The organism is Bradyrhizobium sp. USDA 3650 (assembly GCF_054057395.1).
Genome location: NZ_JBSRZG010000001.1, coordinates 6,618,336 through 6,633,755 on the forward strand (window position 1 = coordinate 6,618,336; position 15,420 = coordinate 6,633,755).

A 15,420-nucleotide genomic window follows, 5' to 3' on the forward strand; every position below is an offset into this window, starting at 1 on the left:
TTCGCATTGTGACCCAAAGCGGACGTCCGATGCTTGGTCGCTCGGCCCGAAATCGCCTACGCTCGGCAGCGGGATATGGAGGGTGTGAGCGATGACAAGTCCTTCAAAGTGCGATACCGGCGCCGGGAAAGCACTCTCGCGGCGCTCCGCTCTGTGCGGACTTGCGGCAACCTGCGTTGCGGCGTCGGCGAAATGGAGTTGGGCTGCCGAGAGCGGTGATGGTCCGTCGTTTACCGCTGATGGCCCGGACGCCGAGCTTTACGGCGCGGCCGAGAACTACCCGATCAAGGACGGGTGGCGACTCTATCAGCCCGGCAATCCGGCGCCAAAATACCGCGTCGGGGCATTCAGTCATTACGATGAGATATTCCCGACGCGTCACGTCGATCGCGCGGCCACGGCTTGGCCATTCAAGCGAACGTCGGCGGATGTCAGCTACCAGTACAAGGGAAGCTCCGCTTCGCTTGCGGATTATCTGGCACGCAATCCGGTGACGGGCCTGTTGATCGCAAAAGACGACCGGATTCTGGTCGAGCGCTATCAGTACGGCCGCACCGACCGAGACCGGCTGATGTCGCAGTCGATGGCAAAATCGATCAACGGCATGCTGATAGGGATCGCGACCGCGGAAGGCGCGATCAAGTCGATCGACGATGCTGCGGAGATCTATGTTCCCGGCTTGAAAGGCACGGAATACGGTGCAACGCCGATCCGCGCGCTGCTGCACATGTCGTCTGGCGTGAAGTTCGGTGAAGAGAACGAAGAAGCGAAAGGCGGCGGAGGCGACCTCGATCGCCTTTGGGGCGACATGGTGCGCAAGCACTGGTTTTCCCAAAAAGGCACCGTTGCCAGCATCGCGCAATTCAACCAACGGATCGCGTCGCCGGGGACGCGATTCCATTACGCCAGCATCGAGGCGGATGTGCTTGGTCTCGTGCTGCGTTACGCGACCGGTCAATCAACGTGCGGCTATCTCCAGGAAAAAGTCTGGCAGCCGATCGGCACGGAAGCCGATGCCAAATGGATGATTGATGCGGAAGGCGGTGAGGTAGCGCACGGGTTCTTCAATGCGGTACTGCGCGACTACGCGCGGCTCGCCCGTCTGCTGGCCCACGACGGAGCGTGGGAGGGCAAACAGATCATACCTGCACAATGGATGATCGATGCGACCACGGTGCGCGCCTCCGAGACGTATCTGGCCAAGGCCGAGGGAGTGTTCGGGTACGGCTATCAGGTCTACCTGTTTCCCGGCAGCAGACGGCAATTCGCGCTCTTGGGGTACCTCGGGCAGCGCATCCTTGTTGATCCGCCCTCGAAGCTGGTCATGGTGCAGACCGCCGTCGACGAAAAGTCCCCCGAAATCTGGCGTCTGTGGTCGGCCGTGGTTGCGCAGTTCGGGTGAGTGCGGCGAGAACGAATGGACTAAGCTGTGGGACGCCTCAAAGTGGGTTTTGTCTACAAAAGCCAAATGAGCTGCGAGGTCTGCTTCTGGCCCAACTCGGACCTAGGGTGAGGTGCGCCAACACGGCCGGTATCGGAGGCAGAGCGGACCTCACACGAAGTGCAGCGCGAGTTTATGAGTACATATCCTGAGCGGTCCGGCATCATTTCCGGCTTGCCTCCATCCGTTCGGCAGCGTTCACTCCGGCTCCAGCCCGTTGACAATATGCGGGCGGCAAAAAGGGTGGGAGAGACTGATGCGGGGGCGGTGGGCTGGACTGCGCGGTCATGTGACCGTCATTTGTGCATTGCTCGGATGTGCGGCGTGGGCCACACCGGCAAACGCCCAGCCGTTTCCGTCGCGGCCGATCACCCTCGTGGTGCCGTTCGCGGCGGGCGGTCCGACCGACACGCTGGCACGCATCCTGTCCGAACGCATCGCCGCCGAATTGCACGCGACGATCGTGGTTGAAAACGTGGCGGGCGCCTCCGGCAGCATCGCCGGCGCCCGCGTCGCGCGCGCAACGCCGGACGGCACCACGATCACGATCGGCCATTGGGGCACGCATGTGCTCAACGGCGCGATCTTCAAGCTGCCATACGATGTGATCGCCGATTTCGAGCCGGTCGCGACGATCGCGATGGGCACGCAGCTCATCGTCGGCCGGAAATCGCTCGAGGCCAACACTCTGAAAGAGATGATCGCGTGGCTGAAGGCCAATCCCGGTAAGGTGACTGCCGGCACGGCCGGCGCCGGGACCGGGGCCCACGTCGCCGGTGTCTTCTTCAAGGAGAGAACCGGCACCGACTTCCAGTTCGTGCCCTATCGCGGCGCGGGGCCCGCCATGATCGACCTCGTGGCCGGGCAGATCGACATCATGTTCGATCAGGCCTCAAACTCGCTGCCGCACTACAAGAACGGTGCGATCAAGGCGTTCGCGGTGACGTCGCCGACGCGGCTCGCCTCCGCGCCCGATATCCCGACGGTCGACGAGGCGGGGCTGCCCGGTCTCTACATCTCCTACTGGCACGGCATCTGGGCACCGAAGAACACGCCGAAGGAGATCGTCACGAAGCTCAACGCGGCCATCGTCGCCGTACTGGCCGATCCCGCCGTCAAGCAGCGGTTTGGCGAACTGGGGCAGGAGATTCCTCCGCCCGATCAGCAAACGCCCGCGGCGCTCGCAGTCTTCCAGAAGGCCGAGACCGAGAAATGGTGGCCGATCGTGAAGGCCGCTGACATCAAGGCGGAGTAGCAGCTGTTGCTGCATAACTCTCCCTCATCCTGAGGAGCCCACGAAAGCGGGCGTCTCGAAGGATGGCCGCGAGCGAGACCGAGGGCCTGCATGGTTCGAGACGCGCGTTCCGCGCTCCTCACCATGAGGAGAACGATCAACCTCGCGGCGTTAACCTTTTCGTGCGCACGACGACCGGTCTGTCACCGAAACCTCGCTGCGGTGCGGGATCACGATCCTTGCCGCAGGCTTCTGCGTCCTTGATCTCAGGTGAGCGCTGGCCGACAATGCCCGCCCTTCAATAAGAAACTCCCTGGGGGAATTCGTGAATAGACCTGCTCGGGTCAGCGCCCATTCGACATCGTCCGATTCCGTGCACGGCATGGCGCTGCTGCGCGATCCCCTGCTCAACAAGGGCACCGCCTTCACCGCGCAGGAGCGCGACGATCTCGGCCTGCGCGGGCTACTTCCGCCTTGCGTGCTGACGATGGAGACCCAGGTCGAGCGCGTGCTCGTCAACCTGCGCACGCTGCCGACCGATCTCGAGAAATATGTCGCGCTGAATGCCTTGCACGACCGCAACGAGGCGCTGTTCTTCCGCGTCGTCGTCGACAATATCGACGAGATCCAGCCGATCATCTACACGCCGACGGTCGGGCTCGCCTGCCAGAAATACGGCCTGATCTTCCAGCGCCCACGCGGCATGTTCATCTCCTCGCGCGATCGCGGCCAGATCGCCGAGATCCTGAAGAACTGGCCCTATCCGGCCAAGCTGATCGTCGTTACCGACGGCGAGCGCATCCTCGGCCTCGGCGATCTCGGCGCCAACGGCATGGGCATTCCGGTCGGTAAACTCTCGCTCTATTCGGCCTGCGCCGGCGTGCATCCCGAAACGTGCCTGCCGATCGTGCTCGACGTCGGCACCAACAACGAAGAGCTCTTGAAAGACCCGTATTATCTCGGCTTGCGCGAGCGGCGGCTCACGGGCGAGGCCTATGACAGCTTTGTCGACGAGTTCATGGTCGCCGCGCGTAAGACCTTTCCGGGAGTGCTGATCCAGTTCGAGGATTTTGCCAACCACTCGGCGTTCAAGCTGCTGCACAAATACCGCGATGAGGCCTGCGTCTTCAACGACGACATCCAGGGCACGGCTGCGGTGGCGCTCGCCGGCCTGTTTTCGGCGCTGCGCGTCAACGGCGGCAAGCTGAAGGACCAGCGCATCCTGTTCCTCGGCGCGGGCGAGGCCGCGACCGGCATCGCCGATCTCGTGACGTCCGCGATGATGGCGGAAGGTGCCTCTGAAGCCGAGGCGCTTCGGCGCAACTGGCTGGTGGATTCCCGCGGCCTGGTCGTTGGCGGCCGCGAAGGCCTGTCCGGTCACAAGCTCCGTTATGCCCATGCCGACCAGGCGCCGATCGCCGACTTCCTCACCGCGATCAGGACGCTGAAGCCGACAGCGATCATCGGCGTGGCCGCGGTCGGCGGCGCCTTCACGCCCGAGGTGCTCAAGGCGATGGCCGAGCTCAACGAACAGCCGATCGTGTTCGCGCTCTCCAATCCGACCTCGAAGGCCGAATGCTCGGCGGAGGACGCCTACCGCTACACCGGGGGCCGCGCGCTGTTTGCCTGCGGCAGCCCGTATGACCCTGTCAAGCTCAACGGCCGTACCTTCGTGCCGCGCCAGGGCAACAACTCCTACATCTTCCCGGGCGTCGGCCTCGGCGTCATCGCCAGCCGCTCGCGGCTGGTCACGGACGAGATGTTCATGGCGGCCGCCCATACGCTGGCGGATTGCGTCGGCAAGGACGATCTCGCGCAAGGCAGCCTCTACCCGGCGCTGCCGCGCATCCGCGAGGTCTCGGTCCGCATCGCCGCCGCCGTTGCCGATGTCGCTTTTCAGCGCGGACTCGCGGACGGACCCGCGCCCAACGACGTGAAGGGACTGGTTCAGTCCCAGATGTACGAGCCGCAGTACTGAGGCTTACAATTCGATCTGAATCTGCGGAGGCAGCCCCTCACCCCACCCTCTCCCCGTAAGAACGGGGCGAGGGAGTGAGAGAGGTTGCCTCCCTAACCTCTCCCCGCTCTTCTGCGGGGAGAGGTCGGATTGCCCCGGCGATGCGAAGCATCGTCCGGCGCAATCCGGGTGAGGGGCAGGGCAGTCTGCTAGCCCGATCGAAAGTCGATCCGACTTGCGAGACGTTATTTCCCCGGTTCGGTCAGCACGCGATACCATTTCAGGTAGAAACCACGTTGCGCGGCGCGGGCGTATATGCGACGCTCTGTAGCGCTACAAGAAAATGCAAAACCAAGGTAAGCCGCCATGGACGATCGTTTGCCCGACCTGGGCGACCTCGAGCACGAGGTCATGCAACTGGTTTGGGCCCACGGTCCGGTCACGGCCGAGGTGGTGCGCGAGAAGCTGTCGCGTCGGCTGAAGGAATCGACCGTCCGCACGGTGCTGCGCCGGCTGGAAGAAAAGGGCTATGCTCGGCATACGGTGGACGGACGCACCTACGTCTACCACGCAGCCGAAGCGCGCGCGCGGGTTGCGGCCAAGGCGGTGCAGCGCATTGTCGACTGGTTCTGCAACGGCTCGATGGAGGAGGTGCTCGTCGGCATGGTCGACAATGCAATGCTCGATCAGCAGCAGTTGCGCACACTGGCCGACCAGGTGGCCAAGGCGAAGAAGGCGAGGGGAGTGAAGAAAGAATGATCGCAACTCTGGCGGAGGCGGCGCTGCGCTCCCTTGTGCTGGGAGGCGTCGTCTGGTTCGGTCTCAACCTGTTTCGCGTGCGCAATCCGCACGTCCACATGACGGCGTGGGTCGTCGTGCTGCTGGCATCGCTGGCGATGCCCTTGGTGATGCATTGGCCGACCGTCACCATCACCCGGCTGCCATTGCCGGTATCGGTGCCGGCTGATGTCCTGCCGGCCGATATCTCGATGTTCGAGATGCCGCAGCCCATGCAGCCGATCGCGCCCGGCGCGGCGATTGCTCCGCCGGCGCAGAGCGGCGTCTCGATCAATTGGTGGCTGATCGCCACAATCGTCCATGCCGGCGTCGCCAGCCTGCTGCTGCTGCGGCTGGCCATCGGCCTCTGTCTGACCTGGCGCCTCGCGCGCGCGGCAAGGCCGATCAACGGTCCGCACCTGGTCGACGCCGATGTGCGCGTCAGTCGCGACGTCGGCGGTCCCGTCACGTTTGGCTCGACCATTCTGGTGCCGCCGCAGTTTGCCGGCTGGGACGCCAAGAAGCGCCTCGCGGTGCTCGCGCATGAGGGCGCGCATGTCGCCAACCGAGATTTCTATATCCTCCTGCTCGCCTCTCTCAATCGCGCGGTGTTCTGGTTCAGCCCGTTCTCCTGGTGGCAGCTCGCGCGTCTTGCCGAACTTGCCGAGATCATCAGCGACGCCGAGGCAATCGAGGTGATCGACGACCGGCTGTCCTATGCGGAAATCCTGCTTGATTTCGCAAGCACGGTAAACCCGCGGCCGCTCGAGCTCGCGATGGCACGGGCTTCGACCGTGCGCGCCCGCGTCGAGCGCATCATCGCGACCGCCGCGATGCCCGTCGCGGTCGGCTGGCGCAAGCGGGCGTGGATCGCGGCCGCGATCGTTCCCGCCGTGATCGTGTCCGCCGGCATGATCGCCTATCGCACCCCGGAGCCTGCGTCGCTCGCGGATAGTGGAGAGGTGCCGGCCCAGCATTACCGTCCCTTCGTCAATTTCTACGCGATGGGCCCGGCCTCGGTGTTCGCCATCTTCCGCGAAGGTGACGATCTCTACGGCCAGCTCACCGGGCAGCGCCGGCTGCGCCTGAATGTCGGTAGCGACGGAACCGCGTCCTACATGGCTTCGTCGGGCGAGATCACGTTCCCGCTCGATGCGGAACGCCGCTCCTCCGAACTGATGCTGCGGATCAACGGCCGCGACGTGCGCGCGGTGCGTGTCGCCGAGATGCCGGCGCCGACGACCGAAGCTGCCTCGCTCGATCAATATGTCGGCTGGTACAGGATTGCGCCGAACCGCGTGCTCACCGTGCGCCGCGATGGCGACCGTCTCTGGTTGCAGGAAACCGGGCAGGGCACGACGCAAATCCTTGCCGAGGGCACTGATGCCTTCTCCTTCCGCGGCGACCATCTCGTGATCTTCTTGCGCGACGAGCAGTCGAGGGTCTCGCGCGTGTTGCTACAGAGTGCGGTTTTCGGCGCGCGTCTTGCGGCCCGCGTCGATGCGGCGGTGGCTCAAGCGGTCGATGCGGATTTCGCGCGCCGCCTTGCCGAAGTGCCCGATCGGTTCAGGGAGCAGGTCCCGGCCGTCGGCGGCAAGGAGATGATCTTGCGCGGGATCGAGGATCTGCGCGCCGGCACGCCGAACTACGATCGCATGAGCGCGCCGCTCGCGGCCAAGATCCACCGCCAGCTCAATGAAATGCACGCGACGTTCGTTGCGCTCGGCGGATTGGAATCGATCTTCTTCCGCGGCGTCGGTCCTGGCGGCTACGACATCTATGGCGCGAAATTCGAAAACGGTACGGCCGAATTCCGCCTGCTGATCGAGCCCGATGGCAAGGCCGGCGACGTCATTTTCCGAGCCGACGGCAACGACGAACTCGGTGGCATCGTGACTTGCTCGGAGGAGGCGAACGTGCGCGGCCGCGCCGGCACCTCGCCGATCAGGATCATGGTCTATAACGAGATGGGCGACGACATCCAAATCTTCAATCTCGACGCCGACGGCAATCGCAAGACGCAGAGCGTCTTGAGACCCAACATGACCTGGGCTTCCACCACCACCGTGAACAATCCGTGGGTGATTGCCGACAAGTCAGGACGGTGCATGGAGATCCTGGTGCCGGGCCGGCAAACGCGCTTCCACAATGTCGAGGCCTCAAACCTCGGCGCGCGTCCGGGTCGCGCAGCGCGGCGCGCCGTTCCGATCGCCAATGGCGAGGAGATGCTGCGCAGCTACATCGAGGGCGTCGGCAGGGGACAGCCGGACTACGAGCGCATGACCTCGGAAGTCGCCGACATCACACGCCAGCAGCTTCCATTCGACCAGGCGATTCTGACGCGGCTGGGTGCGCTGCGCGCGGTCTCCTTCCGCGGCGTCACTGCGCTCGACAGCGACATCTATGTTGCCCAGTTCGCCAACGGTTCGGCGGAATGGCGCATCGGCGTCAGAAACGGAACGATCACGAAAATCGCGCTCGGGCCGAATTTTTAGGACGATTGCCGCTGGTCTGCGGGACCGGCGGCTCCCGAGTTGTTGACGGCGCTCTCTCAATCTCCGCTTGCCGGCTCTCGCCGTGAATGCTACGATCGGTAGCATTACAGTTCGTAGCCTGCGCGGGCACCGTCGGCAGGCTCGAAGAATTGGGCATTCGCCATGAGCAGTTCTGCAAAGGCCGATTCTGTGCTGGCGCTTCATCGCTTCGGGATGGGGCCGCGCCCGGGATCGATTGCGGCTGTCGGGACCGACCCGCGCGGCGCGCTGATCGCCGAGCTCGACCGCCCGCTCGTCCTGAACGCCGTCGCCAGCCTTCCTTCCAGCGCAAAGGCCTATCGCACCGTGGCCGACGCCAATGCGCGGCGCGCCGCGCGCGCCAAGCAGGCGCAGCAGCAGGCAAAAAAGCAGCAGGTGGCGGCGACGCCGACCATGTCGGAAGACCAGACGCAAGGGCAGGGAGCGGACAAGGACGCCGCCGAAATGGCGGCCAAGCAGGCGGCCGACGCCATTCCCGATCCCGGACGCCCGATTTATTTGCAGGAAGCCAAGGTACGCACGGAAGCTGCGCTTTCCGCCGACATCGGTTTCGCCGAGCGGTTGGTGTGGTTCTGGTCCAACCATTTCTGCGTCTCGGCCAACCGCATCCAGAGCATGTCCGGCGCCTATGAGCGCGAAGCCGTTCGCGCAAATGCGCTTGGTCGCTTCGTCGATCTCCTGTTGGCCGTCGAGGGCCACCCGGCGATGCTGTTCTATCTCGACAATCTCGGCTCGATGGGCGCCAACTCGATCGCCGGCATCAACCGCAGCAGCGGCCTCAACGAGAACTTTGCGCGCGAGATCATGGAGCTGCATACGCTCGGCGTGCGCACCGGCTACACCCAGGACGACGTCATCAGCTTTGCCAATGTGCTGACTGGCTGGACGCTGGTGCCGCCGGGCGCCGATCCCCAGCACGGCGGCGATTTCACATTCAATCCGCGGCTGCACGAACCGGGCGGACAGACCGTGCTCGGCAAGCGCTACGAGCAGGAGGATGCTGAGCAGGGCCGTGCCGTGTTGCGCGATCTCGCCGCGCATCCCGCGACCGCGACCCATATCGCGACCAAGCTCGCGCGCCATTTCGTCGCCGACGATCCGCCGCCGGTGCTCGTCGAGCAGATGGCAAAAATCTTTCGCGATACCCAGGGCGATCTCAAGCAGGTCGCGATTGCGATGGTGTCGTCGGACGAGGCCTGGCGCGGGCCGCCGTCAAAGCTCAAGCGTCCCGGCGAATGGGTCGTCGGCATGGTGCGCGCGACCGGCATCACGGTCGTCGATCCCATCCGCTTCACCGGCGGGCAGGAACTGCTCGGCGAGGCGCTGTGGCGTCCGTCGGCGCCGAAGGGCTATCCGGATGACGAGGCGAGCTGGATCGACGGCGTCGGCCGGCGGCTCGACGTCGCCAACAATTTCGCCGAGCGCATCACTGGCATGGCCGATCCGCAGGCGATCATCGAGGACGTGTTCGGATCCGAGATCGCGCCCGAGGTGAAGCAGGCGGTCGGCCGTGCCGAGAGCCGGCAGCAGGCGCTGGCGCTGTTGTTCATGTCGGCGGATTTTCAGAGGAGGTGAGCATGGGCGTCGTCAATCATTTGCCCACGCGGCGCGAGCTTCTGGTCGGATCTGGCGCACTATTCGCATGGAGCCAGATGCCGCGGATTGCGCGCGCAGAAGGGCGCGATCCGCGACTGCTGGTCATTGTGCTGCGCGGAGCGCTCGACGGCCTCGGCGCGGTTGCGCCGGTCGGCGATCCCGACTGGATTTCCTTGCGCGGCGATCGTGCGCTGGTGCTGGACGGCAAGCCGCCCGCGCTGCCACTCGATGCCTTCTTCGCGCTCAATCCGGCGATGCCGAATCTGCATCGGCTCTACAAGAGCGGCAAGGCTGCCATCGTCCATGCCACCGCGACGCCCTATCGCGAGCGTTCGCACTTCGACGGCCAGGACGTGCTGGAGAGCGGGCTCGTCAAGCCGGGCATGACCAGCTCGGGATGGCTCAACCGCGCGCTGCTCGCGCTGGAATCCGGCGGGCGTGTCGACCCGCGCGGCAGCCGCGCGCTCGGCATCGGCTCCGTGACGCCGCTGGTGGTGCGCGGTTCGGCGCCCGTCATGACATGGGTGCCGCAGCGATTGTTGCCGGCGAGCGAGGACACCCAGAACCGCCTGCTCGATCTCTACCAGCACACCGATCCGAAGCTTGCGACCGTGCTCCAGGCCCGCATGAGGCTCGCTTCGCTCGGCGGCGCATTGGGCACGGGCGATCCGATGTCCGACGATCCGACCTTGGCGCCGCCCGGCATCGCGCGCGTGCGCGCCTACTTCGCCGAAGCCGCCGGCACGGCCGCGCGCTATCTCGCCAAGCCCGACGGCCCGCGTGTCGGCGCCATGGGCTTCGTCGGCTGGGATACGCACATCGCCGAGGGCGCGGCCTCGGGCCAGCTCTACAATCTGCTCGGCGCGCTCGATGGCGCCTTGGCCGCAATCGAGAGCAACATGGGCGAAGCGTGGCGCGAAACCGTCGTGGCCGTTGTCACAGAGTTCGGGCGAACCGCGCGCATCAACGGGACGCAGGGTACCGACCACGGCACGGGCACGGTCGCCTTCCTGATCGGCGGCGGGCTCACCGGTGGCCGCGTGATCGCGGACTGGCCGGGTCTGAAGCCGGCGCAGCTCTTCGAGGATCGCGATCTCAAGCCGACCACGGATTTGCGCGCGGTGTTGAAGGGCCTGCTGCGGGATCACCTGCGTGTCGAGGAGAAGGTGCTCGCAGAAGCCGTCTTCCCGGGCAGCGCCGACGTCAAACCGATGGGAGGCCTCGTCGGCTGACGACGCGGCTTTCGCAACCGGATCGGGTTCATGATGTGCACGCTGACACAACGGGAGCTCAACTTTCTGGCCGGCCTGAAAGCCGGCTGGCGGCCGCTCTATCGGCGCGAACTCGCACGGCTGTTGAAGGGCGACGCCGAGCCTGGCGAGGTTTCCCCGGAGACGCGCCCGATGATCTGGCGCCTCGTATCAGGCCTCTCCGACGAGTCTGTCTCGATTCAGGACAAGCCAGTGTGGTGGAATCGCCACAGCTAAACCCGAAACAGCTGCGGCCTTAGGCGCGCTTTCGTTCCGACAAGGTTCTGCCCTCATTGCCCACCGAAACTCGGGGTCGTTCGGAGGGCGCATCATGTCTCGATTTGCACGTGCCGAAACTGCCCGGATTTCGCCGGCAAGCCTGTGCCGGATACTGCTCGCCATCATCGGCGCGGCGTCGCTTGCGGCGTGTGCGCAATCGCCGGTCGGCCGCCAGAAGGCCGATCTCGGCACCCACCGCCAAGCCGCTGTCGAACGACCGCACAGGCTGGCGGCGCTGCATCCGCGTCCGATCAGCCGGGCGCGCGTCCCCGATGGTGATGCAAAGCAAAGCGTCTCGCATGGCGTCGCCAGCTTCTATTCGGACACGGAGACGGCGAGCGGCGAGAGGTTCGACAAGAACGAATTGACCGCGGCCCATCCCAGTCTGCCGTTCGGCACCAAGCTGCGCGTCACTGACGTTTCATCCGGCCGCTTCGTGACCGTCAGGATCAACGATCGCGGGCCATATGTTCGCGGACGCGTGGTCGACATCTCTCCCTCCGCGGCCGAGGCGCTCGGCATGGTCGACAAGGGTGTCACCAATGTCCGGCTCGACGTGGTGCAATAATTTGCGGCTGCATCGATCCGAAACGCTGTGCTTAACCGGCTGTTAGCCGCCTCCAGCCACCATGGATACCCAAACATTCGGGACTCCAGATTGAAGCTCTTGGGAGGTGGCGTTTGAATACGATCCAGTATCTCGAAGATCAGGCCGCACGCGCCGAGCGGCTGGCCAAACGGATCACGGATACATTGACGATCGAAAAGCTCCTGACCTTCGCGGGCGAACGCCGCCGCGAGATCGAGGTCATCGCCGGCAAGTACCGGCGCGCCTGATACTCATCATCCCACGCGCGCTCAGCTGTGGCTCTCGACGAAGTCGCTGAGATAGTCGGGCAGCGTCACGCCATCGATGTCGCAGCGCGCCCGAATCTCGCCGGCGACGTCGGTCGAGATATCCTTCATCCAGTGCTCGAGCGTGTTGAACGAGATGACCTTGACGGGGTCGTTGAAGCAGCCGGCGACGAGCTCGCCGATCGTGGCGTCGAGATCGCTTCGCTCGACACGGACTTCAGTCGCCTTGTCGAGGCGGTCGATCACCACGAACAGGGTCTGGTCTGCGCCATAGGGCACGACCGGGGCTGGCACGCCGGCTTCAAGCATCTGAGGCACTCACGCCTTCGCTTCCGATCACCATCAACGGGAAAAACCGGGAGAAGGTTCCTGCGCTCAGCCGGTGCTTTCTGCGAGGATCAGAGAAATTCGCGCAGCCGCGCCAGCTCGGTGATGTGCTCGGGCGAGAGAATGTCGGTGACCAGCGGCGGTTGTGCGATCGTGCGAATCTCATAGAGATGCCTGGTCGCCGCCGGCTTCGCCATGAACGCCGAGATGCATTCGTCGAGCGTGCCCTCGATCACCTGGTAGGACGCTCGGTCCGACCGCCGCTGGTTCGCAAGCGATGGCCATTTATGCAGCACCGCAAGGACACCAAAATCGACCTTTGAATCCCCAACCACGTCCCCCATCGTCCCGCCTCACGCAAAAAGAACCCCAGCACACTAGCCTGCGTGCCGGGGCCCACACCCATTACTGCATCTCAATGCCACAGCACCAAACGCGATGAGCGGGAAATAGTTCCCGCTAATTACCTTTCAGCTCGCGGCCGCCGCGATCCTATGTCCCGGATTGGTGCGGCCGTGGCTGGTCTCTTCGCCGCGACCAACTTCCGGTGGCAACCCGGCGAAGCGTCGCAAGGCCTCGGCCATTTGCACCCGGCCCGGCGCGCCGGTGATGATCACGTCCACCATCGTGAAGGACGAATGGAAATGGCCGCGCGCCTTGAGTTGCTCGACCGGGACGCCGGCGGCTGCCATCGCCTCGGCATAGGCGATGCCTTCGTCACGCAGCGGATCGAATTCGCAGGTGACGACGAAGGCCGGCGGCAGGCCTGCGACCTTGCCGCGGAGCGGCGAGGCGCGCGGATCGGTGCGGTCGGCCGGCGAGCAATAGAGGTCCCAGAACCAGTACATCAGCGAGCGGGTCAGGAAATAGCCGGTCGCATTGTCGTTGTAGGAGGGGCGGTCGAAGGTGCAGTCGGTGACCGGGCAGATCAGGAGCTGGCCCGCGATAGCAGGGCCGCCGCGATCGCGTGCAAGCTGGCAGGTGACGGCGGCGATGTTGCCGCCGGCGCTCCAGCCGGCGACCAGCACCGGGCCCGGCCTGCCGCCGAGCTCGGCGGCATGTTCGGCAATCCAGCGCGTCGCCGCGTAGCCGTCTTCGGCCGCGGCCGGGAAACGATGCTCGGGCGCATGACGATAGCCGACGCTGACGAGCATCATGCCGGTCCGCCGCACCATGTCGCGGCAGAACGGCTCGTCCGACTGCTCGTCGCCGAGCACCCAGCCGCCGCCGTGGAAATAGACCACCACCGGATGCGGCCCTGATGTTGCCGGCTTGTAGACCCGATAAGGCAAGGGACCGTCGGCGCCGGGCAGCGTGCCGTCGACGATCTCGCCGATCGGCCGTCCAGCGGGACGGCCCTTGTTGAACTCATTGACGAAGGCGCAGGCGCCTTGCGCGCCCATCGACTCGATCGGCGGCAGGTTGAGCGACGCCAGCAGGTTCAGCACCAGCCGCACATCCGGCTGCAGCCGCACCACCTCGCCGTCATTGCATTGCGCGGCGACATTGGGACCCGTCAGCTTGAAGCCGAGCATGCCGCGGCTGACCACCTCGTCGCAGATGCTGCGATAGGGACCGACGCCGCCGGTATAGGGCATCAGGCCCTGCACCTTGCCGGGAACGTTGGCGCCCGTGTACCAGGTGTTGGCGAGCCGGTGCAGCGTCACCATCGAGCAGTCGGCCATGTGCCTGTTCCAGCCGGCCTGCGCCGTCTCGGTCGGCTCGATCGTGGTGAAGCCGGCGTCGCGCAATGCTGCGAGACGATCGACGACCCAGTCGACATGCTGCTCGATCGACACCGCCATGTTCGACAGCACCGACGGGCTGCCGGGTCCCGTGATCATGAAGAAGTTCGGAAAGCCTTCGACGGTGAGCCCGAGATAGGTCTGCGGCCCCTGCGCCCAGACGTCGGTGAGCGACTTGCCGCCGCGTCCGGTGATCGGATGCACGGCGCGGATCGCGCCGGTCATGGCGTCGAATCCGGTCGCGAACACGATCACATCGACATCAACGCTGCGCCTTGCCGTCGTGATGCCGCTTGCGGTGATCGCCTTGATCGGCTCCTGGCGCAGATTGACCAGCGTGACGTTCGGCCGGTTGTAGGTCGCATAGTAGTTGGTATCGAGGCAGGGCCGCTTGGCGCCGAACGGATGATCGTCCGGCATCAGCGCCGCGGCGGTCTCGGGGTCTTTGACGGCGGCGCGGATCTTCTCGCGAATCAGGTCCTGGACGATCTTGTTGCCGTCGATGTCGACCGCCTGGTCGGCCCAGAGTTGGGTCAGGATGTGGACGAGGTCGCCGGCGGCCCAGGCGCGTTCGAACCGCTCACGACGCTCGGCATCGCTTAATTGCCAGCTCACGACCGTCTGCTGCGGATAGGGCACGCCGGCCATCGACTGGCGCGCCTGCTCGCGATAGGCCGCGCGGTCGCTCTGAAACAGGTCCCTGCGATCGGCCGGCGCGGGACCGTTGTGCGCAGGCAGCGCGAAATTCGGCGTGCGCTGGAACACGGTCAAGTGGGCGGCCTGTTCTGCGATCAGCGGGATCGACTGAATGGCCGACGATCCCGTACCGATCACCGCGACGCGTTTTCCGGCGAGATTGACGCCGTCATGCGGCCAGCGTCCGGTGAAATAGACCTCGCCCTTGAAGTCCTTGACGCCGTCGATCTCCGGCGGCTTCGGCGCCGAGAGGCAGCCGGTGGCCATGATGTAATGGCGGCAGGAGACCGGCGCGCCATTGTCGGTGGTGAGCTGCCAGCGTTCGGTCGCCTCGTCCCATTTCGCTTCCGTGACCTTGGTCTTGAAGCGGATGTCGCGCCTCAGTTCGTAACGGTCGGCGACGAAGCCGAGATAGCGCAGGATCTCGGGCTGGGTCGCGTATTTCTCCGACCAGGTCCAGGCGGTCTCGAGGTCCGGATCGAAGGTGTAGCTGTAGTCGATGGTCTGGATATCGCAGCGCGCGCCGGGATATCGGTTCCAGTACCAGGTGCCGCCGACGTCGCCGGCTTCTTCGAGGCCGACCGCCGTCAGGCCGGCCTTGCGCAGCCGATGGAGAAGATAGAGGCCGGCAAATCCGGCACCGACCACGGCAACATCGACCTGCTGGCTGGTTCCGCGCCCCGTGTCAGAGGCACGCGCAGCAACCATTGCATCAGGCATGGCATTTCC

The 15,420-nt window shown here is 65.1% G+C and carries 13 protein-coding genes; 10 read left to right on the forward strand and 3 right to left on the reverse strand.

The genetic code is table 11. The features are described from left to right. Positions 1-91: 91 nt before the first annotated feature. The 10 genes from ACVIN2_RS31085 to ACVIN2_RS31130 all read left to right on the forward strand — a co-directional run bounded on the left by ACVIN2_RS31085 (position 92) and on the right by ACVIN2_RS31130 (position 11,905). Positions 92-1,402 carry a serine hydrolase domain-containing protein gene (locus tag ACVIN2_RS31085; protein WP_456768507.1) on the forward strand — a complete coding sequence of 437 codons (1,311 nt, stop codon included), beginning with the start codon at positions 92-94 and terminating at the stop codon, positions 1,400-1,402. A gap of 295 nt (positions 1,403-1,697) precedes the next feature. Further along, a complete protein-coding gene (locus tag ACVIN2_RS31090; protein WP_456768508.1) occupies positions 1,698-2,696 on the forward strand; it encodes a Bug family tripartite tricarboxylate transporter substrate binding protein in 999 nt (332 codons plus the stop codon). Between the two features lie 304 nt (positions 2,697-3,000). Next, complete coding sequence (locus tag ACVIN2_RS31095; protein WP_456768509.1) at positions 3,001-4,653, forward strand: NAD-dependent malic enzyme; 1,653 nt, start codon at positions 3,001-3,003, stop codon at positions 4,651-4,653. Positions 4,654-4,998: 345 nt separating this feature from the next. Continuing rightward, on the forward strand, positions 4,999-5,391 hold the full coding sequence (locus ACVIN2_RS31100) for a BlaI/MecI/CopY family transcriptional regulator (protein WP_007601043.1): 393 nt from the start codon (positions 4,999-5,001) through the stop codon (positions 5,389-5,391). Beyond that, positions 5,388-7,904 (forward strand): M56 family metallopeptidase, encoded by a 2,517-nt coding sequence (locus ACVIN2_RS31105; RefSeq protein WP_456768510.1) that lies wholly within the window; start codon positions 5,388-5,390, stop codon positions 7,902-7,904. The genes ACVIN2_RS31100 and ACVIN2_RS31105 overlap by 4 nt, the downstream gene beginning before the upstream one ends. Positions 7,905-8,066: 162 nt before the next feature. Further along, positions 8,067-9,518 (forward strand): DUF1800 domain-containing protein, encoded by a 1,452-nt coding sequence (locus ACVIN2_RS31110; protein WP_456768511.1) that lies wholly within the window; start codon positions 8,067-8,069, stop codon positions 9,516-9,518. A 2-nt stretch (positions 9,519-9,520) separates the two neighbouring features. After that, entirely contained in the window at positions 9,521-10,771 is a 1,251-nt protein-coding gene (locus ACVIN2_RS31115) for a DUF1501 domain-containing protein (protein ID WP_456768512.1), read from the forward strand. A 30-nt stretch (positions 10,772-10,801) separates the two neighbouring features. After that, positions 10,802-11,026, forward strand: a complete 225-nt coding sequence (locus tag ACVIN2_RS31120) for a hypothetical protein (protein ID WP_456768513.1) — start codon at positions 10,802-10,804, stop codon at positions 11,024-11,026. A 94-nt stretch (positions 11,027-11,120) separates the two neighbouring features. Continuing rightward, positions 11,121-11,636 (forward strand): septal ring lytic transglycosylase RlpA family protein, encoded by a 516-nt coding sequence (locus ACVIN2_RS31125; RefSeq protein ID WP_456768514.1) that lies wholly within the window; start codon positions 11,121-11,123, stop codon positions 11,634-11,636. Between the two features lie 113 nt (positions 11,637-11,749). Continuing rightward, on the forward strand, positions 11,750-11,905 hold the full coding sequence (locus ACVIN2_RS31130) for a hypothetical protein (RefSeq protein WP_014493103.1): 156 nt from the start codon (positions 11,750-11,752) through the stop codon (positions 11,903-11,905). 21 nt (positions 11,906-11,926) lie between these two features. On the opposite strand, the gene ACVIN2_RS31135 is transcribed toward ACVIN2_RS31130, so the two are convergent. The 3 genes from ACVIN2_RS31135 to ACVIN2_RS31145 all read right to left on the reverse strand — a co-directional run bounded on the left by ACVIN2_RS31135 (position 11,927) and on the right by ACVIN2_RS31145 (position 15,411). Next, entirely contained in the window at positions 11,927-12,232 is a 306-nt protein-coding gene (locus tag ACVIN2_RS31135) for a hypothetical protein (RefSeq protein ID WP_456769837.1), read from the reverse strand. Between the two features lie 89 nt (positions 12,233-12,321). Beyond that, positions 12,322-12,594 carry a hypothetical protein gene (locus ACVIN2_RS31140; protein WP_018457466.1) on the reverse strand — a complete coding sequence of 91 codons (273 nt, stop codon included), beginning with the start codon at positions 12,592-12,594 and terminating at the stop codon, positions 12,322-12,324. Positions 12,595-12,720: 126 nt separating this feature from the next. After that, positions 12,721-15,411, reverse strand: a complete 2,691-nt coding sequence (locus ACVIN2_RS31145; RefSeq protein WP_456768515.1) for a flavin-containing monooxygenase — start codon at positions 15,409-15,411, stop codon at positions 12,721-12,723. Between the last annotated feature and the right edge of the window lie 9 nt (positions 15,412-15,420).